The 19,838-nt window shown below is 65.8% G+C and carries 17 protein-coding genes and 1 pseudogene; 7 read left to right on the top strand and 11 right to left on the bottom strand.

The features are described from left to right. Positions 1–185: 185 nt before the first annotated feature. The 4 genes from grxD to hemA all read right to left on the bottom strand — a co-directional run bounded on the left by grxD (position 186) and on the right by hemA (position 3,974). Positions 186–509, bottom strand: a complete 324-nt coding sequence (gene grxD, locus BLW02_RS17285; RefSeq protein WP_026437548.1) for a Grx4 family monothiol glutaredoxin — start codon at positions 507–509, stop codon at positions 186–188. A 49-nt stretch (positions 510–558) separates the two neighbouring features. Further along, a complete protein-coding gene (gene prmC, locus BLW02_RS17290; RefSeq protein WP_092700824.1) occupies positions 559–1,401 on the bottom strand; it encodes a peptide chain release factor N(5)-glutamine methyltransferase in 843 nt (280 codons plus the stop codon). Between the two features lie 76 nt (positions 1,402–1,477). Next, positions 1,478–2,566, bottom strand: a complete 1,089-nt coding sequence (prfA, locus tag BLW02_RS17295) for a peptide chain release factor 1 (RefSeq protein WP_092700827.1) — start codon at positions 2,564–2,566, stop codon at positions 1,478–1,480. A gap of 100 nt (positions 2,567–2,666) precedes the next feature. Further along, positions 2,667–3,974: a glutamyl-tRNA reductase gene (gene hemA / locus BLW02_RS17300; RefSeq protein ID WP_092700830.1), complete on the bottom strand. Its 1,308-nt coding sequence runs from the start codon at positions 3,972–3,974 to the stop codon at positions 2,667–2,669. Positions 3,975–4,046: 72 nt separating this feature from the next. Here hemA and BLW02_RS17305 point away from each other — a divergent pair, with 72 nt between their 5' ends. Next, the gene (locus BLW02_RS17305) at positions 4,047–4,325 is read left to right on the top strand and encodes a hypothetical protein (protein ID WP_092700833.1); all 279 of its coding nucleotides are present in this window, start codon (positions 4,047–4,049) and stop codon (positions 4,323–4,325) included. Positions 4,326–4,375: 50 nt separating this feature from the next. Here the strand turns inward: BLW02_RS17305 and BLW02_RS17310 are convergent, their stop codons facing one another. Beyond that, on the bottom strand, positions 4,376–4,540 hold the full coding sequence (locus BLW02_RS17310; protein WP_244273750.1) for a type 2 periplasmic-binding domain-containing protein: 165 nt from the start codon (positions 4,538–4,540) through the stop codon (positions 4,376–4,378). Between BLW02_RS17310 and BLW02_RS17315 the strand changes: the two are divergent. Then, a pseudogene (locus tag BLW02_RS17315) lies at positions 4,493–4,684 on the top strand (N-formylglutamate amidohydrolase); the annotation flags it as partial. The gene BLW02_RS17310 and the pseudogene BLW02_RS17315 sit on opposite strands and share 48 nt — an antisense overlap. Before the next feature lie 107 nt (positions 4,685–4,791). Here the strand turns inward: BLW02_RS17315 and BLW02_RS17320 are convergent. The 6 genes from BLW02_RS17320 to ugpB all read right to left on the bottom strand — a co-directional run bounded on the left by BLW02_RS17320 (position 4,792) and on the right by ugpB (position 12,374). Continuing rightward, a complete protein-coding gene (locus BLW02_RS17320; protein ID WP_092700837.1) occupies positions 4,792–7,308 on the bottom strand; it encodes a DUF3772 domain-containing protein in 2,517 nt (838 codons plus the stop codon). Positions 7,309–7,369: 61 nt separating this feature from the next. Next, positions 7,370–8,110, bottom strand: coding sequence for a glycerophosphodiester phosphodiesterase (ugpQ, locus tag BLW02_RS17325; RefSeq protein WP_425285676.1), 741 nt, complete (start codon positions 8,108–8,110; stop codon positions 7,370–7,372). A 22-nt stretch (positions 8,111–8,132) separates the two neighbouring features. Beyond that, positions 8,133–9,137 carry a sn-glycerol-3-phosphate import ATP-binding protein UgpC gene (locus tag BLW02_RS17330; protein ID WP_092700843.1) on the bottom strand — a complete coding sequence of 335 codons (1,005 nt, stop codon included), beginning with the start codon at positions 9,135–9,137 and terminating at the stop codon, positions 8,133–8,135. Positions 9,138–9,200: 63 nt separating this feature from the next. Further along, positions 9,201–10,049, bottom strand: a complete 849-nt coding sequence (ugpE, locus tag BLW02_RS17335) for a sn-glycerol-3-phosphate ABC transporter permease UgpE (protein WP_092700845.1) — start codon at positions 10,047–10,049, stop codon at positions 9,201–9,203. Positions 10,050–10,055: 6 nt separating this feature from the next. After that, positions 10,056–10,937, bottom strand: coding sequence for a sn-glycerol-3-phosphate ABC transporter permease UgpA (ugpA, locus tag BLW02_RS17340; protein ID WP_092700881.1), 882 nt, complete (start codon positions 10,935–10,937; stop codon positions 10,056–10,058). A 120-nt stretch (positions 10,938–11,057) separates the two neighbouring features. Further along, positions 11,058–12,374 carry a sn-glycerol-3-phosphate ABC transporter substrate-binding protein UgpB gene (ugpB, locus tag BLW02_RS17345; RefSeq protein ID WP_092700848.1) on the bottom strand — a complete coding sequence of 439 codons (1,317 nt, stop codon included), beginning with the start codon at positions 12,372–12,374 and terminating at the stop codon, positions 11,058–11,060. 297 nt (positions 12,375–12,671) lie between these two features. Between ugpB and serA the strand changes: the two genes are divergently transcribed. From serA to ubiE, 5 genes are all read left to right on the top strand, one after another. Next, positions 12,672–13,901 carry a phosphoglycerate dehydrogenase gene (gene serA, locus BLW02_RS17350; RefSeq protein WP_092700884.1) on the top strand — a complete coding sequence of 410 codons (1,230 nt, stop codon included), beginning with the start codon at positions 12,672–12,674 and terminating at the stop codon, positions 13,899–13,901. Between the two features lie 109 nt (positions 13,902–14,010). Continuing rightward, positions 14,011–17,928 (top strand): DUF3683 domain-containing protein, encoded by a 3,918-nt coding sequence (locus BLW02_RS17355; protein WP_092700851.1) that lies wholly within the window; start codon positions 14,011–14,013, stop codon positions 17,926–17,928. Then, on the top strand, positions 17,928–18,359 hold the full coding sequence (locus tag BLW02_RS17360; protein ID WP_092700854.1) for an HIT family protein: 432 nt from the start codon (positions 17,928–17,930) through the stop codon (positions 18,357–18,359). The genes BLW02_RS17355 and BLW02_RS17360 overlap by 1 nt, the downstream gene beginning before the upstream one ends. A gap of 80 nt (positions 18,360–18,439) precedes the next feature. Beyond that, a complete protein-coding gene (locus BLW02_RS17365; protein WP_092700857.1) occupies positions 18,440–18,862 on the top strand; it encodes a gamma-butyrobetaine hydroxylase family protein in 423 nt (140 codons plus the stop codon). 198 nt (positions 18,863–19,060) lie between these two features. Next, on the top strand, positions 19,061–19,792 hold the full coding sequence (gene ubiE / locus BLW02_RS17370) for a bifunctional demethylmenaquinone methyltransferase/2-methoxy-6-polyprenyl-1,4-benzoquinol methylase UbiE (RefSeq protein ID WP_092700860.1): 732 nt from the start codon (positions 19,061–19,063) through the stop codon (positions 19,790–19,792). Positions 19,793–19,838 lie beyond the last annotated feature (46 nt).

Below are 19,838 nucleotides of genomic sequence, written 5' to 3' on the forward strand. Positions count from 1 at the left end.
GACCTGATCGAAGCTTCCCGCGCGAGGTCAAGCGATCGACACGCAGCAAGTACCCACCAAAAAAATGCCAGTCAGGGCTTAACTGACTGGCATTGGCCTTCGGGCGGTTTTTTCTTGCTGGCCTGTCGCTCAGGTCAGCTGGAAGTTCACCGGCTCCAGCGCGGGCGGTAGGGCCCGGTGGGCTGTCAGCCCTCGGTGCCCAGCACCTGCTTGAGCTCGCCCGACTCGTACATCTCCATCATGATGTCCGAGCCGCCGATGAACTCGCCCTTCACATACAGCTGGGGAATGGTGGGCCAGTTGCTGTATTCCTTGATGCCCTGGCGGATTTCCTCGTCTTCCAGCACGTTGACGGTGGTCAGCGCCTTGGTGTCCACGCCGCAGGCCTTGAGGATCTGGATGGCGCGGCCCGAGAAGCCGCACATCGGAAAGCTGGCATTGCCTTTCATGAACAGCAGGATGTCGTTGGACTTCACGAGGGCGTCGATGCGTTGTTGGGTGTCGCTCATGGGGGTTCTCCTTGAAGGGGCTGACGGGCGCAGGCCCGCAATGGGGGGATTATTTCACTGTTGGCCACTGCCCGCCGGTGCAACGCGCGATGCCGGCGAGGTCATTGCGGCTTTGCACCTGTGCAAAACCCTGCGCCTGCAGCAGCGCTCTGACGGCGCCGGCCTGGTCATGGCCATGCTCCAGCAGCAGCCAGCCGCCAGGCTGCAGGTGCGCCGGGGCCTGGGCGATGATGGTGCGGATGTCGTCCAGGCCGTCGGTACCGCTGGCCAGGGCCTGCAGGGGCTCGTGGATCAGCGCGGCCAGGTGCGGGTCGGCGGCGGCAATGTAGGGCGGGTTGGAAACGATGGCCTCGAACCGGCCTGGCACTGCAGCCAGCCAGTGGCCCTGCAGGAACCGCACGGGCAGTGCCAGCCGCTGCGCATTGGCCTGTGCCACGGCCAGTGCATCGGCGCTGGCATCCACCGCCAGCACCTGGGCCGTGGGGTGCTGGTGTTGCAGGGCCAGCGCAATGGCGCCACTGCCGGTGCCCAGGTCCAGCACGCTCGGGGCGGGCAGGGGGGCGATCACTTCCAGGGCCCAGTCCACCAGTGTTTCGGTGTCGGGACGTGGGTCGAGCACGCGGGCGTCCACCTGCAGGGGCAGACCGTAAAACTCCTTGCGGCCCGTGAGGTAGGCCACGGGCTCGCCTGCGGTGCGGCGCTGGCACAGGGCCAGGAACTGCGCGTGCACCGCGGGGTCCAGGGCGTCGGTGTCGTGCGCCAGCAGCCAGGCGCGGCCGGCGTCGGGGCGGGCCAGTGCGTGCAGCAGCAACAGTTGGGCATCGATGCGTTCCAGGCCGAGGGTGCGGGCCTGGTCCAGTGCCTGCGCCAGGGTGGAGGTTGTGTCGGTCACTCTTGTTTTGATAGCTGTTGACGCTTGATGAGTAAACGCCAGAGGTCCATCTGATTCAAATACTGGTTGCAGATCGTCAGCCCGCGGCGCCCATCTCCAGCTCTTCGAGCTGTTCGGCCTCGCGCGCGTGGGCCAGGGCCTGCAGCACGTCGGCCAGGTCGCCGTCCATCACGTACTGCAGCTTGTACAGCGTGAGGTTGATGCGGTGGTCGGTCAGGCGCCCCTGCGGGAAGTTGTAGGTGCGGATGCGGTCGCTGCGGTCGCCGCTGCCGATCAGGCCCTTGCGCAGCGCGGCCTCCTTGGCGGCGCGTTCGCTGCGTTCCTTTTCCTGGATGCGCGCCTGCAGCACCTGCAGCGCCTTGGCCTTGTTGCTGTGCTGACTGCGCCCGTCCTGGCATTCGGCCACGATGCCGGTGGGCAGGTGCACCACGCGCACGGCCGAGTCGGTCTTGTTGATGTGCTGCCCGCCCGCACCCGACGCGCGGAAGGTGTCGATGCGCAGGTCTGCCGGGTTGAGCTTGATGGCCTCGGTCTCGTCGGGCTCGGGCATCACGGCCACGGTGCAGGCGCTGGTGTGGATGCGTCCCTGGGTTTCGGTGGCGGGCACGCGCTGTACGCGGTGGCCGCCGGACTCGAACTTGAGGGCGCCATACACATGATCACCTTCGATGCGCAGCACGATTTCCTTGTAGCCACCCAGCTCGGCCGCGTTCTCGCTGACCACTTCGACTTTCCAGCCCACGCGGTCGGCGTAGCGCGTGTACATGCGCGTCAGGTCGCCGGCAAACAGGGCCGATTCGTCGCCGCCCGTGCCCGCGCGGATTTCCACAAACGCATTGCGTGCGTCGTCGGGGTCCTTGGGCAGCAGCAGGCGCTGCAGTTCGTCTTCGAGCTGCAGCAGCTCGGTCTCGGCGGAGGTGATTTCTTCCTGCGCCATCTCGGCCATGTCGGGGTCGGCCAGCATCTCGCGCGCGCCCTCCAGGTCGGCCTCGCGTTGCTGGTGGCGGGCATAGCGGCCCGCAATCTGCGTGACCTCGGCGTGCTCGCGCGAGATGGCGCGGTACTGCGCCATGTCGGCCATGATGTCCTCGCGCGAGAGCAGAAAGTCCAGTTCGCCCAGACGCTGTGCATAGCGTTCCAGCTGGCTTCGGAGAAAGGGTTTCATGCGAGGGGGAAAGTGAATGCTACTGAATGTGTAGCTTAATGCGCCTGTTGATCAGGCGTCAGGGCTGATCTGGCTTGAAATTCGGAGCAGGCGGGCGCCGCTACAGCCTGGTCTTGCTCTGCGAGCGCAGGAACAGGCGCGAGACGGTCTGCGCGGTTTGTGCGCGCATGTCGGCGTCGCCGGCCCGCAGCTCGGCCATGGTGCCGTGCAGCATCTTCTGGGCCAGGCCACGCGACAGGGCCTCCAGCACGGCATCGACATCCTCGCCCTTGGCCAGCAGCTTCTTGGCACGGGCGATCTCCAGGGCACGCCACTCGTCGGTCTGGGCGTTGATCTGCTGGATCAGGGGTACCACGCCGCCGACCTGTCCGATGGGGCTGCGCAGCTCCATCCAGTGCATGAAGCTTTGCACGCCGGCATCGATGATGGCCTCGGCCTGCGCCACGGCGGCCTGGCGGTTGGCCTGGGCGGTCTGCACCACGCTGGCCAGATCGTCCACGGTGTACAGGTACACGTCGCCCAGGGCCTTGACCTCGGGCTCGATGTCGCGCGGCACGGCCAGATCGACCATGAACATGGGGCGGTGGCGGCGCTTCTTGAGGGCACGCTCCACGGCGCCCAGGCCGATGATGGGCAGGGTGCTGGCCGTGCAGCTGATGATGGCGTCGAATTCGTGCAGGCGCTCGGGCAGGTCGGACAGGCGCATCACCTCGCCGCCAAAACGTGTGGCCAGCTTTTCGCCGCGTTCGAGCGTGCGGTTGGCGATGGCAATGGATTGGGGGTTGCGGGCCGCGAAGTGCGTGGCCGCCAGCTCGATCATCTCGCCCGCGCCGACAAACAGTACGCGAATCTTGCTGAGGTCTTCAAACAGCTGGCCCGCCAGGCGCACGGCGGCGGCGGCCATGCTGATGCTGTGTGCGCCGATCTCGGTGCTGGTGCGCACTTCCTTGGCCACGGCAAAGCTGCGCTGGAAGAGCTGGTTGAGCGTGGTGCCCAGCGCCCCGGCGGTTTCGGCGGCGCGCACGGCGTTTTTCATCTGCCCGAGAATCTGGGCCTCGCCCAGCACCATCGAGTCGAGCCCGCTGGCCACGCGAAAGGCGTGGCGTGCCACCAGGCTGTCTTCGAGGGTGTAGGAGTGCGAGCGCAGCAGTGCGGGGCTCACGCCGCCGCTTTGCGCCAGCCAGCCCAGCGTGTGGTCCATGGCGGCCTGCTCGCCCGCGCAATAGATCTCGGTGCGGTTGCAGGTGGAAATGATGGCGGTTTCAACGCCTGGGTGGCGGCTGCTCTGGCCCAGCGACTGGCGCAGGCCCTGCAGCGTGGGCGTGATCTGGTCGAGCGCAAACGCAAACCGGCCGCGCAGGTCGAGCGGCGCGGTGGTGTGGTTGATGCCGAGGGCCCAGACTGCCATAAGCGCCAATTATAAAATTGTTCGCAGCGCCGGGCACCGTGTCTGCTCAAGCCTTGATCTGGGTCATGTTTTATGGGTCCTCTGGACGCTTTTTACCACGCTGTGAATTTCATTGCGCCCGCTGCGGCGCTGGCCCTGCTGCTGGTGCTGGGCGGGCGGTGGATACGACCCAAAGGCCAGTCGATGCTTACGTGGCGGGCGCAGATAGCTATTAATTTTGTGGTTGGCTGTGCCGTGCTGGTGGCCGGGCTGGTGCTGCTGGGCCGCGACGGCAAGATGCTCACCTATGCGGCGCTGGTGCTGGCCTGTGCCAGTTGCCAATGGGTGCTGGTGCGCGGCTGGCGCGCGTAGGGGGGGTCTCGGGGCCGTTTCGCGGCGTTCGCCTTGCTGCCGCACGGGGGCTATGCAGACCCTGGTTGGGCCTGTGCCAGCAGCCACAGCCGAAAGTCCTGCAATGCGGCCGGGGTGGCCCGGCCCGATGGCTGGCACAGATAGTAGCCACGGTCGATCACCACGGGCTGCGGCACCGCAATGGCAATGCGACCGGCCGCCAGGTCTTTTTCCACCAAGCCGTGCTGGGCGACCGCGACGGTACCACCTGCGCGCCCGAATTCATCCATCTCATCGGCGACACGCTGCGGGGCTTTGGCTACAGCGTGGCCTGCAACGAGCCCTACAAGGGTGTGGAGCTCATCGGCCGCATCGGCCAGCTGCTGGGCGTGGTCGCCGGCTATGTGCTGGCGCAGCGGACGGTTTGAAACCCAGTTGGCCGTGAGCGCCGGTATGGCAAGCGCAAGATGCTATTGAAAAAGGAGCGTCATGCGGGCGCCGACAGCGGCGGCTCCGGCGTGGTGTCGCGCTGTGCCTGGGCCACCGAGGTGGTGGCTGGCGGCGACAGCGCCAGGCCTGCCTCGCGCAGCGCATCCAGGATGGCGAACAGCACGTCGCTGCGCACGCCCGCGGCGTTGCGCGGGCTGCTCACGTAGCCGATCGCCAGGAAGGTGAGCGTGCCGCTCTGGACGCCCTCCAGCGTCACCGACGGTGCGGGGTTCTCCAGGATGTCCTCGTGCGCATGGAAGGCCTGCAGGATCAGCGCGCGCATGCGCCGCGCGTCGGTATCGAGCGGCGCGGGCAGGCGCAGCAGCACGCGGCCCTGGGCGCTGCCCAGCGTCATGTTGCGCACGGTCTTGGTGATGAACTCGGAGTTGGGCACGATCACCGTGGAGCGGTCGCCCAGCTGGATCTCGGTGGCGCGCACATTGACGCGGCGCACGTCGCCCTCGGTGTCGCCCAGCACCACCCAGTCGCCCACCTTCACCGGCCGCTCGGCCAGCAGGATCAGGCCCGATATGAAGTTCTGCACGATGGCCTGGAGGCCGAAGCCGATGCCCACCGACAGCGCGCTGGCCACCCAGGCGATGCGCTCCACGCTGATCCCCAGGCCCGCCAGCGCCACCGCGATCACCACCACCCCGCCCACATAGCCCAGCAGCGTGACGATGGAGCTGCGCATGCCCGGCTCCAGCGAGGTGTGCGGAAAGTAGCGTTCGCTGAGCCAGTGCTTGCCAATGCGGATGGCGACAAAGCCCGCGCAAACCACCGCCAGCGCGGTCAACAGCGCTTGGGGAGCGAGCGTCAGATCACCTACCTTCAGGTTGTGGTCCACATTGCTGCCGCGGCGAAAGAGTTCGTCCGGGTTGGTGCCCAGCGGTGCCATCAGCGCGATGACCATGTAGAAAAACAGCAGCACGCGCAGCAAGCCCGAGAGCACCACCGCGGACTGGTCGAGCAGTTGCGCGCTGATGCCCAGCGTGTTGTGGATGCGTGCGCCGACGCGTCCCTTGGACGACAGCAGCGCCTGGCTCAGATCGTCGGCCAGCTGGAACAGAAGATAGGTGGTGGCAAAGACCACGCCAGACCACACCATCTGCCGCGCCAGCGTGCCGGCCAGCGCGATGAAGCCGAAGACCACCGCCGCCACGGTGAGCACCACCGCAACGCCGGCACCGGCCAGGATCAGGCCCACCCACAGGGGCCGGCTGGCCTCGCTGTCTGGCCGTCCGTGGGCTGCCTCGTCGCCGGCCGCAGCGCCATCGGGCGTGGCGTGCAGACGGCCCAGCGCCACGGCCACCGAGAAGGACAGCAGCAGCGCGAAGACAGCGTGAACCAGCACCTCGGCCGCCAGGCTGGCGCCGATGATCGCGTTGACGTCGGTCACCACAGCGCCCAGTGCCGACAGCGCGGCCGTCCACCACGGAAGGGGGCTCAGGCGCCGGGCCAGATCGTCGGAGATGGGCAGCAGGCGCCAGGAGCTGCGCCGGCGCGACAGCAGCCCATGGCCCAGCGTGACCACGAAGGCGGCATAGGCGGCGGCGCGCACGGTGGCCTGCTGCAGCGCCAGCAGGTTGTCCGGCAGCGGCCCGCCGAGCTTGAGCGCGCTCCAGGCAAATTGCATGGCGGTGCCGATGATGAGCACGTTGGCCACGATGGCGGCCATGGCCAGCAGGGAGCGTCGCAGCCGCCCCGCCGGCAGGCGCGACGGCAGAACACGCACGAGGATGCGCTCGGCCAGCCAGGTGCCCGCCACGGCCAGCAGCAGGGCCAGCAGCAGGTAGCCCTGGAAGGCGTTGCGGTGCTTGGAGTCCAGCGCCGCGCGCGCTGCGCCGAGCAGATCTGCGCCCAGCACCTGCAGGCGCGCGAAGTCGCCCGGGGCGGTGTGGCGCAGGGTGCGCCAGAAGGAGGGGCTCAAGGGCGAGTCGGCGTGCGTGGTCAGCGCGGCCTGAAACTGCAGGCGGCGCTGGCGCACGAGGTCGGCACCGCGCTGTTCGGCATCCACGGCGATCAGGCGCGCGAGCTTGAGTTCGGCATCAATATCGGTGCGCTGCTTGTTCAGGCTCGCGCGTTGCGCGGCCACGTCCGGTGCTTCCGCCGGGGTGCCCTTGGCGGGCGCCGGGCCCAGGCCGGCGAGGCGCAGGTCCAGCTCGGCCAGCTCGGTGGTGCGATGGTTCGCCAGGCGTTCGGCCGCCGTGCCAACGGCGTTGATTTCATCCAGCAGCTGGCGGTTGCTGTCCGCTTCGTCCAGTTTCCTGGGAATGGCGTCCAGCTGCTTGCGCAGTTCGTCCACCTGGGGCAGGGGGGTGTTGTCCTTGCCGGTCTGGTCCATGCTGGACTTCGTCGACTGCTCCTGGGCCAGCGCAGGGGCCGGGCCCAGTGCCCCGAGCCAGCCCGCGAGCAGCCAGCACAGCAGCAGGCGCGCCAGCGGCCAGGGGGCTGCTGGCAGGCAGCGCAGCAGGGCGGGTGGCTTGGGCGGGGGGAAGGTGTGGCGGTGGTGCATGCACTTATTTTCAGCCTGCACGGGGTGCGACACGTGAGCAACCGTACGGGCGGGCCCACCGTTATCGGGTGGGGCTGAACAGATCGACGCGGTCGGTGATGATGCCATCGGTTCCCAGGTCGATCAGGCGTTGGGCAGCCCACTCGTCGTTCACCGTGTAGCTCAGGGCACGCAGGCCGAGTGCATGCACTTGTGCCACCAGGGCTGCATCCCACAGTGCGTGGTTGCACACCAGCGCCTGGCAGCCCAGTTGCTGCGCCAGGTCGAGGCAGCCCGGCTGCAGGGTGTCGATCAGCAGGCCGCGCGGCAACTGCGGCGCAGCGGCCTGGGCCGCCGCCAGCGCATCGCGCCGGAACGAGGTGAGCAAGGGCGCAATGGCCGTGGCGGGCCAGATGCGTGCCAGCAGCTCGGCCACGGCGCGGCCGGTGGCGGCTTCGGTGCCGGGCGTGGGCTTGATCTCCACATTCAGGCAGAAATGGTTGGCCAGGCACCAGCGCGCCAGCGCTTCCAGCGTGGGCAGGCTCTCACCTGCACCGGCGCGCGAATGCCAGCTGCCTGCATCCAGCTGCGACAGGGCAGACCAGGGCAGCTCGCCGCCCGTGCCGTGGCCGTTGGTGGTGCGCTGCAGCGTGGCATCGTGCAGCAGAAACAGCACGCCATCGGCGCTGAGCTTGGCGTCGCATTCGAACATGCGGTAACCGTATTGCGCGCCCAGTCGGAATGCCGACATCGTGTTTTCGGGCGCCAGCTTGCCGGCGCCACGGTGGGCGATCCAGCGGGGATAGGGCCAGGGGTTCTCCATGGGCTGCATCCGTCGGGGCTGGTCAGAGGCGTTTGCCGGACTGGGCATCGAACCAGTGCAGGCGGTCTGCGCGCGGCGTGATGTGGATGGTGTCGCCTGCCTGGGGCGAGGCGCTGCCTTCGTCAATGCGCACGATCAGGTGGTCGCCGCCCATGGTGGCGTAGACCAGGCGCTCGGCGCCCAGCAGTTCGACCGTGTCCACGCGCACCTCCCAGCCGGTGGCGGTGATGTCCAGGTGCTCGGGGCGAATGCCCAGAATGGTGCCGGGCTTGCTGTTGGGCGCGTGGCGCAGCAGGTTCATGGGCGGAGAGCCGATGAAGCTGGCCACAAAGATCGATGCCGGCGTGTGGTAGACCTCTTCGGGCGTGCCGAACTGCTCCATGTTGCCGGCGTTCATCACGATCATGCGCTGCGCCAGCGTCATGGCCTCGACCTGGTCGTGGGTGACGAACAGGCTGGTGATGCCCAGCTCGCGGTGCAGCTTCTGGATTTCGATGCGCGTCTGGGCGCGCAGTTTGGCGTCGAGGTTGGACAGCGGTTCGTCGAACAAAAACACCTGCGGCTGGCGCACGATGGCCCGGCCCATGGCCACGCGCTGGCGCTGGCCGCCCGACAGCTCGCGCGGCTTGCGTTCGAGCAGGTGGCCCAGTTCCAGGATCTTGGCGGCCTTGTCCACGCGCGTCTTGATCTCGTCCCGGGGCACGCTGGCGATCTTGAGACCGTAAGCCATGTTGTCGAACACGCTCATGTGCGGATACAGCGCGTAGTTCTGGAACACCATGGCGATGTCGCGCTGCGCGGGTTCGAGGTTGTTGACCACGCGCTCGCCGATGGAGATCGTGCCGCCGGTGATTTCTTCCAGGCCGGCCACCATGCGCAGCAGCGTGGATTTGCCGCAGCCCGAGGGGCCGACGATGACGACGAATTCGCCGTCGTGGATCTCGGCGTTCACGCCGTGGATCACCGGGTTGGCCTTGGGGCCGTGGCCGTAGCGCTTGATGATGTTGCGAAGGGTGATGGATGCCATATTTGCTATTGAATGAACAGCTGCAAGCGCTTTCTTCATAAGCGTTGCAGGTGGTTTTGACGCTTATTTCTCGGTATCTACCAGGCCCTTGACGAACCACTTCTGCATCAGGATGACGACGGCGGTGGGCGGCAGCATGGCCACGATGGCGGTGGCCATCACGATGTTCCAGTCCACGGCGGCCTCTCCGCCGGCCAGCATGCGCTTGATACCGATCACCACGGGGTACATGTCTTCCGTGGTGGTCATCAGCAGGGGCCAGAGGTACTGGTTCCAGCCGTAGATGAACTGGATCACGAACAGCGCGGCAATCGAGGTGCGCGACAGCGGCACCAGCACGTCCTTGAAAAAGCGCATCGGGCCTGCGCCATCCATGCGCGCGGCTTCCACCAGTTCGTCGGGCACCGTCAGGAAGAACTGGCGGAACAAGAAAGTGGCAGTGGCCGAGGCGATCAGCGGCAGCGTGAGGCCCGCGTAGCTGTTGAGCAGGCCCAGGTCGGCGACCACCTTGTAGGTGGGCAGGATGCGCACTTCCACGGGCAGCATCAGCGTCACGAAGATGGCCCAGAAGCACAGCATCTTGAACGGAAAGCGGAAGTACACGATGGCGAACGCCGACAGCAGCGAAATCGCGATCTTGCCCACGGTGATGACCATGGCCACCACGAAGCTCACCCACATCATGTGCAAAACGTTGGTGTTGGAGCCCAGCTTGCCCGAGCCGAGCAGCGCGGCGCGGTAGTTGTCCCACAGGTGGGCACCGGGCAGCAGCGGCATGGGCGACTGCACGATGGCGTCGGCCGTGTGGGTGGATGCGATCAGCGCCAGGTACAGCGGAAAGGCCACGATGGCCACGCCGAGGATCAGCACGGCGTGGGACAGGAAATTGAGCCAGGGATTGCGGTCAACCATGGGGCCTCAGTATTGGACTTTTTTCTCGACGTAGCGGAACTGCACCACGGTGAGCGCCACCACGATGCACATCAGGATCACCGACTGGGCGGCCGAGCCGCCCAGGTCCAGCGCCTTGAAACCGTCCTGGTACACCTTGTAGACCAGGATGGAAGTGGACTGGCCGGGGCCGCCCTGGGTGGCCGCGTCGATGATGCCGAAGGTGTCAAAGAACGCGTAGACGATGTTGATCACCAGCAAAAAGAACGTGGTGGGCGACAGCAGCGGCAGCTGGATGTTCCAGAACCGGCGCCAGGGACCCGCACCATCGATGGATGCGGCCTCGATCAATGCCTTCGGTATCGATTGCAGGCCCGCCAGGAAGAACAGGAAGTTGTAGGAAATCTGCTTCCACACCGAGGCGATCACGATGAGCGCCATGGCCTGCCCATCGTTCATCATGTGGTTCCAGTTGTATCCCAGTGCGCCCAGGTAGTAGGTGACCACGCCAATGGAGGGCGAGAACAGGAACACCCACAGCACGCCCGCAATCACCGGCGCCACTGCATAGGGCACGATGAGCAAGGTCTTGTAGACCAGGGCAAAGCGCACGATGCGGTCGGCAAAGATCGCCAGCGCGAGCGACACGACGATGCCGATGCCCGCCACCAGCACCGAGAACACGGCCGTGCGCTGGAAGGAGTCGAGGTACGAGGGGTTGTCCACCAGCTGGCGGAAGTTGTCCAGCCCCACCCACTCGGTGCTCATGCCGAAGGCGTCCTCCATCTGGAAGGACTGGATCACGGCTTGGGCGGCGGGCCAGAAGAAGAAGATGCCGATGATGAGCAGCTGGGGGGCAATCAGTACCCAGGGCAGCCAGGCCGAGCGGAAAAGTACGCGTTTTTCCATGACGGTCACCAACAAAAAAACCGCCGGTGCAGGGCTGCAACCGTCGGGAAAGGTGAAGCGGCCCCCAGTTTCGGGGCCGCAGAGGCAGGGCAGGCACCCAGTGGCGCCCGGCCCCTGATCTTATTGCTTGTACGAGCGCTCGAAGCGGGCCAGCAGCTCGTTGCCGCGGCTCACGATGGCGTCCAGGGCTTCCTTGGCCGTCTTCTTGCCGGCCCACACCTGTTCCATTTCCTCGTCCTCGATGGTGCGGATCTGCACGTAGTTGCCCAGGCGGATGCCGCGCGAGTTGTCGGTCACCTTGCGCACCATCTGGTTCACGGCCACGTCGGTGCCGGGGTGCTTGGCGTAGAAGCCGGACTTGTCCGTCAGCTCATAGGCGCCCATGGTGATGGGCAGGTAGCCCGTGCGCTGGTGGCTGGCGGCCTGCACCTTGGTCTGCGACAGGAATTCGAAGAACTTGGCCACGCCCTTGTATTCCTCGGGCTTCTTGCCGGCCATGACCCACAGCGAGGCGCCGCCGATCACGGTGTTCTGCGGCGCGCCCTTCACGTCGGGGTAGTAGGGCATGGGGGCCAGGCCGTAGGCGAACTTGGCGTTCTTGGCCACGTCGCCATAGAAGCCCGACGAGGTCTGGATCATGGCGCATTCGCCGGCGGTGAACGAAGCCTGTGCCGCGGAGCCGCGGCCCTTGTACAGGTACTCGCCCGCCTTGGCGGCCTTGGCCAGGTTGTCGATGTGCCGCACGTGCAGCGGCGAGTTGATCTTCATGCGGGCCTTGTGGCCATTGGCGCTCAGGCCGTTCTTTTCGGTGGCGAACTCGACGTTGTGCCAGGCGGAGAACGACTCCAGCTGGGTCCAGCCGTTCCAGGCCAGCGTCATGGGGCAGCTGTGGCCGCTGGCCTTGAGCTTCTTGGCGGCTTCGAATACTTCGGGCCAGGTGGCGGGGGCCTTGTCGGGGTTCAGGCCGGCCTTCTTGAAGGCGTCCTTGTTGTAATAGAAGATGGTGGTGGAGCTGTTGAACGGGAAGCTCAGCATCTGGCCATTGGGGGCCGTGTAATAGGCCGCCACGGCGGGGATGTAGGCCTTGGGGTCGAAGTCGGCGCCGGCGTCCTGCATCACCTTGGCCACGGGCACGGTGGCGCCCTTGCTGGCCATCATGGTGGCTGTGCCCACCTCGAACACCTGCAGGATGTGCGGTGCGTTGCCCGAGCGGAAGGCCGCAATGGCGGCGGTCATGCTTTCGTCATAGGCCCCCTTGAAGGTGGGCACCACCTTGTATTCCTTCTGGCTTTCATTGAACTGCCGGGCCAGGTCGGTGACCCACTCGTTGTTCACGGCCGTCATCGAATGCCACCACTGGATTTCGGTCTGTGCTTGGGCAGAAACACACACGGTGGTGGCAAGTGCGGCGGTCAAGGCCAGGTGCTTGAATTGCATGAATACTCCTCCAGGATGACGAAGACATAAAAGGACCATGCTAGGTAGCCCCTGTGTCAGTGGTGTGTCGTTGTCGCACAGGCCATTTACCCCGACAACCGGGGAAACCCGTTGCGTGTTCGTGGTGGTGCCGCCTTGTGACCGTCATGTAACAAATTGCGCGAATTCACCATTGGCATCAAGGCCATTGCGGGCAGGGTGGCGGTTTTTTGTGCGATGCATCATGCTTGGTGCCTTGCCGGATTGCAGCGCCTCGTGCCCATGCAAGCCAGGTCTTTTCTCCATCCTCACTTCGCCATGGCCACCACTTCTCTGGACAAAAGCAAGATCAAATTCCTGTTGCTGGAGGGCATCCATGCGTCTGCAGTGGATGTGATACGGGCGGCGGGTTACAGCCAGATCGAGACGGTGTCTGGGGCGCTTGCCGATGACGACCTGCGCCGCAAGATCGCGGACGCCCATTTCGTGGGTATCCGCTCGCGCACCCAGCTGACGCAGGAGGTGTTTGCCCACGCGCCCAAGCTGGTAGCGGTGGGCTGCTTCTGTATCGGCACCAACCAGGTGGACCTGAACGCCGCGCGCGAGCGGGGTATTGCGGTGTTCAATGCGCCGTACTCCAACACCCGTTCGGTGGCCGAGCTGGTGCTGGCCGAAGCCATCCTGCTGCTGCGCGGCGTGCCCGAGAAGAACGCCGTGGCGCACCGGGGCGGCTGGCTCAAGAGCGCCGACAACGCCTACGAGATCCGCGGCAAGACCCTGGGCATCGTGGGTTATGGCTCCATCGGCACGCAGCTGTCGGTGCTGGCCGAGGCGCTGGGCATGCAGGTGGCGTTTTTTGATGTGGTCAACAAGCTGCCCCTGGGCAATGCGCGCCAGGTGCAGCGCCTGCACGACTTGCTGGGTCAGAGCGACATCGTGAGCCTGCATGTGCCCGAGCTGCCGTCCACCGAAGGGATGATTGGTGCGGCTGAAATTGCGGCCATGAAGCCCGGCGGCATCCTCATCAACGCAGCGCGCGGCACGGTGGTGCAGATCGAACCGCTGGCCGAGGCGCTGAAGGCCAGGAAGCTGCTGGGCGCCGCCATCGACGTGTTCCCGGTCGAGCCGCGCACCAACAAGGACGAATTCGTGTCGCCCCTGCGCGGGTTCGACAACGTCATCCTCACGCCCCACATCGGCGGCTCGACCATGGAAGCGCAGGCCAACATCGGCCTGGAGGTGGCGGAAAAGCTCGTGAAATACAGCGACAACGGCACCAGCATCTCGTCGGTCAACTTCCCCGAGGTGGCGCTGCCCGCGCACCCTGGCAAGCACCGCCTGCTGCACATCCACCGCAACGTGCCGGGCGTGCTGTCCGAGATCAACCGCATCTTCTCGGACAACCAGATCAACGTCTCGGCGCAGTACTTGCAGACCAACGAGCAGATTGGCTATGTGGTGATCGATATCGACGCCGCTTCGTCCGACCTGGCGCTGGACAGGCTGGCCCAGGTGCCCGGAACACTGCGCAGCCGCGTGCTGTTCTGACGCCGCCGAGCGGCATCGCCCGGCCGTTTTGGCGTCGTGTGGCCTCCCCCTGCCCGGCAAGGCGCAGGCCGGTGGCTTAAAATCACGCCCCCACCCCAGGTAGACCCCCATGAATGTACCGATCGCGTTGGCGGCCTTGCAGACGCAGGCCGCCGAGCCTGCCCGACTGCGTGAAATTCCCTATAACTACACCTCGTTCTCCGACCGGGAGATCGTGATCCGCCTGCTGGGGGCGCCCGCCTGGGAGGTGCTCGATCAGCTGCGCAACGAGCGCCGCACGGGCCGCTCGGCCCGCATGCTGTACGAGGTGCTGGGCGATATCTGGGTGGTGCAGCGCAACCCCTACCTGCAGGACGACCTGCTGGACAACCCCGCGCGCCGCAAACTGCTGGTCGATGCACTGAACCACCGCCTGGGCGAGATCGACAAGCGCCGCACGCCCGACGACGACGCCGAGCGCGACCGCCTGGTGGGCGAGCTGGCGCAGGCCGCGCGCCGCGCGGTGGCGCAGTTCGATGCCACGTTCGAACAGGCCGCCACCCTGCGCCGCCAGATCCAGAAGACCCTGGGCCGCCTCACGGCCCGCGACAACATCAAGTTCGATGGCCTCTCGCGCGTCTCGCATGTCACCGATGCCACCGACTGGCGCGTCGAATACCCGTTTGTCGTGCTCACCCCCGACACCGAGGCCGAAATGGCGCACCTGGTCAAGGGCTGCATCGAGCTGGGCCTGACCATCATCCCGCGCGGGGGCGGCACGGGCTACACCGGCGGCGCGATCCCGCTGACGTGGAAGAGCGTGGTCATCAACACCGAAAAGCTCGAAGCCATGACCGAGGTGGAGATGCGCCGCCTGCCGGGCCTGGACCGCGAGGTGGGTACGGTGTGGACCGAAGCCGGTGTGGTCACCCAGCGCGTGGCCGATGCCGCCGAGCGCGCAGGCTTTGTGTTTGCCGTGGACCCGACCAGTGCCGAGGCCTCGTGCATCGGCGGCAACATCGCCATGAACGCCGGTGGCAAGAAGGCCGTGCTGTGGGGCACGGCGCTCGACAACCTGGCCAGCTGGCGCATGGTGACGCCCGAGGCACAGTGGCTGGAAGTGACCCGCCTGGACCACAACATGGGCAAGATCCATGACGTGGAGACCGCCACTTTCGAGTTGCAGTATTTCGAGGCCGACGGCAGGACGCCCGTGCGCACCGAGCGTCTGGCCATTCCGGGCAAGACCTTCCGCAAGGAAGGCTTGGGCAAGGACGTGACGGATAAGTTCCTCTCGGGCCTGCCCGGCATCCAGAAGGAGGGCTGCGACGGCCTCATCACCAGCGCGCGCTGGGTGGTGCACCGCATGCCCGAGCACACGCGCACCGTGTGCCTGGAGTTCTTTGGCAACGCCAGGAACGCCGTGCCCAGCATCGTCGAGATCAAGGACTTCATGTTCGCCGAGCAAAAGCGCAGTGGCGTTTTGCTGGCCGGCCTGGAGCATCTGGACGACCGCTACCTGAAGGCCGTCGGCTACACCACCAAGAGCAAGAAGCACGGCGGCGGCCTGCCCAAGATGGTGCTGTTCGGCGATATCGCGGGCGACAACGCCGACGACGTGGCGCGCGTGACCAGCGAGGTCGTGCGCATTGCCAATTCGCGCAGCGGTGAAGGCTTCATCGCCATCAGCCCCGAGGCGCGCAAGAAATTCTGGCTCGACCGCAAGCGCACGGCGGCCATCAGCCGCCACACCAACGCCTTCAAGATCAATGAAGACGTGGTGATCCCGCTGCCACGCATGGCCGAGTACACCGACGGCATCGAGCGCATCAACATCGAGCTCTCCCTGCGCAACAAGATCAAGCTGTGCGACGCGCTCACGGACTTCTTCGAGCGCGGCAACCTGCCGCTGGGCAGGCACGACGACGCGAGCGAAATCCCCTCGGCCGAACTGCTGGAAGACCGCGTGGCCCAGGCCCTGGCCCTGGTGGCCGAGGTGCGTGCGCTGTGGTCCGGCTGGCTGCAGAACGTGGAAACCCTGTTTCCGCAGCTGCAGGACCACACCCTGCGCGCGAGCTGGAAAACCCAGCTGCGCGCTCCGCTGCAGGGCATCTTCTCGGGCGCGGCATTCCTGCCCATCCTCGACGAAGCCACCACCATCCACAAGCGTGTGCTCAAGGGCCGCGTGTGGGTGGCCCTGCACATGCACGCGGGCGACGGCAACGTGCATACCAACCTGCCGGTCAACAGCGACGACTACGAAATGCTGCAGACCGCGCACCAGGCGGTCGAACGCATCATGGTGCTGGCGCGCAGCCTCGATGGCGTGATCTCGGGTGAGCACGGCATCGGCATCACCAAGCTGGAGTTTCTGACCGACGACGAACTGCGCCCGTTTGCGCAGTACAAGCAGAAGGTGGACCCGCAAGGGCGTTTCAACAAGGGGAAGCTGCTCCGAAATCAGGAGCTTTCAGCGCTGGATGGGCAGGCGAAAGAGGCCAGTTCGGCCTCCAATCCACTGCTGCATGCCGATCTGACCAACGCCTACACGCCCAGCTTTGGCCTGATGGGCCACGAGTCGCTGATCATGCAGCAGAGCGACATCGGTGCGATTGCCGATTCGGTCAAGGACTGCCTGCGCTGCGGCAAGTGCAAGCCCGTGTGTTCCACGCATGTGCCGCGCGCCAACCTGCTGTACAGCCCGCGCAACAAGATCCTGGCGACCTCGCTGCTGGTCGAGGCGTTTTTGTATGAAGAGCAGACCCGCCGGGGCGTGAGCATCAAGCACTGGCAGGAGTTCGAGGACGTGGCCGACCACTGCACGGTGTGCCACAAGTGCGAGAGCCCCTGCCCGGTGAAGATCGACTTCGGCGACGTCACCATGAACATGCGCAACCTGCTGCGCAAGATGGGCAAGAAGAGCTTCCGGCCCGGCAACGCGCTGGCCATGACCATGCTCAACGCCACCAACCCCGACACCATCAAGCTGCTGCGCACGGCCATGGTGGGTGTGGGCTTCAAGGCCCAGCGCATGGCGGTGGACCTGCTGCGCAAGGTGTCCCGCAAGCAGACGGCCAAGCCGCCTGCCACGGTGGGCACGGCGCCGATCAAGGAGCAGGTGATCCATTTCGTCAACAAGAAGCTGCCGGGTGGTCTGCCCAAGAAAACCGCGCGTGCGCTGCTGGACATCGAGGACAAGGACTACGTTCCCATCATCCGCAACCCGCAGGCCACCACGGCCGAGACCGAGGCGGTGTTCTACTTCCCCGGGTGCGGGTCGGAGCGCTTGTTCTCGCAGGTTGGCTTGGCGACCCAGGCCATGCTGTGGCACGCGGGCGTGCAGACGGTGCTGCCGCCGGGCTACCTGTGCTGCGGCTACCCGCAGCGCGGCAGCGGCCAGTTCGACAAGGCCGAGAAGATGATCACGGACAACCGCGTGCTCTTCCACCGCGTTGCCAACACGCTCAACTACCTGGATATCAAGACCGTGGTGGTGAGCTGCGGCACCTGCTACGACCAGCTGCAGGGCTACGAGTTCGACAAGATCTTCCCGGGCTGCCGCATCATCGACATCCACGAATACCTGCTCGAAAAAGGCATCACGTTGCCCGCGGGCCAGGGCGGCTACCTGTACCACGAGCCCTGCCACAACCCCATGAAGCAGGGCGACTCGATGAAGACCGTGCGCGCCCTGGTGGGCGACAAGGTGCTCAAGAGCGAGCGCTGCTGCGGCGAATCGGGCACGCTGGGCGTGACGCGGCCCGACGTGTCGACCCAGGTGCGCTTCCGCAAGGAAGAGGAAATCCGCAAGGGCGAAGCCCAGCTGCGCGCCAGCGGCGCCGTCGGCGCGCAGGACAACATCAAGATCCTGACCAGCTGCCCGAGCTGCCTGCAGGGCATCACGCGCTACGGCGACGACCTGCAGACCGGCCTGCTTGAAGCCGACTACATCGTCATCGAGATGGCCCGGCAGATCCTGGGCGAGAACTGGCTGCCCGAATACGTGCAGCGTGCCAACCAGGGCGGCATCGAGCGGGTCCTTGTCTGATGGCCTGCCCCTTGTGCGCCGAAGACGGTGGCGCCTTGATCTGGCGCGGCGAGCGCCTGCGTGTCATCCGTGCGCAGGAGCCAGGGTTTCCCGCCTTCTACCGCGTGGTCTGGAACGGGCATGTGGCCGAGTTCTCGGACCTGGCCGCCGCCGACCGCGTGCATTGCATGGAGGCGGTGACCGTGGTGGAGCTGGCGCTGCGCCAGCACCTGTCGCCGACCAAGGTCAACATCGCGGCGCTGGGCAACATGGTGCCGCACCTGCACTGGCATGTGATTGCGCGGTTTGACTGGGACAGCCACTTTCCGGCGCCCGTTTGGGCGGCTGCGCAGCGGCCCAGCCCGGCGGCGCAAGAGGCGGCCGTGCAGGCGCTGCTGCCAGCGCTGGAAGCGCACCTGCAGTCGCAACTGGCGCAGTGGGCCACCCGGTAACCCCGCATGCAGAGTGCGCCCACGCGGGTGGGACAATCGCAGCCGTCGTTTCTGACAACAGTTTTCTCACAGGTGATTCCATGGCAGGTTTGAAAGCGGGCGCCCCCACGCCACAGGCACTCACGGTGCACGAGACATCGCGGGTGCTGGAGGTGGGCTTTTCCGATGGCGCCACGTTCCGCATTCCATTCGAGCTGATGCGCGTGTACTCGCCGTCTGCAGAGGTGCAGGGGCACGGCCCGGGCCAGGAGGTGCTGCAGACGGGCAAGCGTGACGTGGCGCTGGTCAATCTGGAACCCGTGGGCAACTACGCCGTCAAGCCCACGTTCTCCGATGGACACGACAGCGGCATCTTCACCTGGGACTACCTCTACGAGCTGGGCCAGCAGCAGGATGCGCTGTGGGCGCAGTACACCGAACGCCTGGCCGCCGCCGGCGTGGACCGCGATGCGCCCATGGCGCCCAAGGGTGGTGCGGGCGGCCATGCGTGTGGCAGCCACTGAAGGCTGGCGGGCTGCCGTACCAGCGGAGCTTGCCCCTGTGGATCAGTCTGCTATTTAAAATGTAGCTATTGGCGCTTTATAAATGAGCGTTTTCGGCCATTTTTGTTGAAATGGCATTGTCTTAATTGCGACAGATGCCCCAAGTCAGTGCGGGGTTGTCGCTGTACCTCTGGCGTTCACGCGCCTAGCATGATTCTTATGAGCACCACGCATTTCGGTTTCCAGTCGGTGGACGAGCAGGACAAGGCGCGCCGCGTGCGCGGCGTGTTCGACTCCGTGGCCTCCAAGTACGACGTGATGAACGACCTCATGTCGGCGGGCCTGCACCGCGCCTGGAAGGCCTACACCGTGATGGTGGCCAACCTGCGCGAAGGCAGCCAGGTGCTGGACATTGCCGGTGGCACGGGCGATCTGGCGCTGGCGTTCTCCAGGAAGGTGGGCACATCGGGCCGCGTGGTGCACACCGATATCAACGAAGCCATGCTGCGCGTGGGGCGCGACCGCCTCATCGATGCGGGCGTGGTGTTGCCCACGCTGGTGTGCGATGCGGAAAAGCTGCCTTTGCCCGACGCGCATTTCGACGTGGTGAGCGTCGCTTTTGGCCTGCGCAACATGACGCACAAGGACCAGGCGATTGCTGAAATGTGCCGTGTGCTCAAGCCCGGCGGCAAGTTGCTGGTGCTGGAGTTTTCCAAGGTGGCCCAGCCACTCACCAAGGCGTACGACTGGTATTCCTTCAAGGTGCTGCCCCGGCTGGGCAAGCTGGTGGCGGGCGACGATGCCAGCTACCGCTACCTGGCGGAGTCCATCCGCATGCATCCGGGGCAGGAAGAGCTCAAAAGCCTCATGCAGAAAAATGGCTTTGGGCATGTGGACTATCACAACATGACGGGGGGCATTGTGGCCTTGCATGTTGGAATCAAGTGCTGAGCAGATTCCGAGCGCTTCGCTCGGAATGAATTAACGGAGACGGAGA

Origin of the sequence: Acidovorax soli (assembly GCF_900107605.1) — a bacterium.
In the GTDB taxonomy this organism is placed as follows: domain Bacteria; phylum Pseudomonadota; class Gammaproteobacteria; order Burkholderiales; family Burkholderiaceae_C; genus Acidovorax; species Acidovorax soli.